Genomic DNA, 318 nt, shown 5'->3' on the forward strand with positions numbered 1-318 from the left:
CGTGTCAGGGTGGGTTCTTGCCGCAACAAGGCCAGGATCCGTTCTTGGGTAGTTTCTTGGGTAGTTTCTTGGGTAGTCTTCCCCGAAGGCTGCGACATCGGTGGATAGCTGAATTCGACTTCTTGTGCAAGCACTTCCCAGTGTCCTTTACGCGTCGGACCTACATGGCGAATGCGGCCGTTCTCCGTAAGCTTTGTCAGATGGTATTTGATGCCGTCAGCAGTGACGCCGATGTGTGCTACCAGAGCCTTGCGTGTCAGGGTGGGTTCTTGCCGCAACAAGGCCAGGATCCGTTCTTGGGTAGTTTCTTGGGTAGTT

The 318-nt window shown here is 54.4% G+C and carries 1 protein-coding gene; it reads right to left on the reverse strand.

Annotated elements, in window-relative coordinates:
- Nucleotides 1-318: winged helix-turn-helix transcriptional regulator (locus BQ17_RS20630; protein ID WP_141699209.1), on the reverse strand; the 318-nt coding region annotated here is incomplete at both ends.

Origin of the sequence: Candidatus Thiosymbion oneisti (assembly GCF_900092655.1) — a bacterium.
GTDB classification, from domain to species: domain Bacteria; phylum Pseudomonadota; class Gammaproteobacteria; order Chromatiales; family Chromatiaceae; genus Thiosymbion; species Thiosymbion oneisti.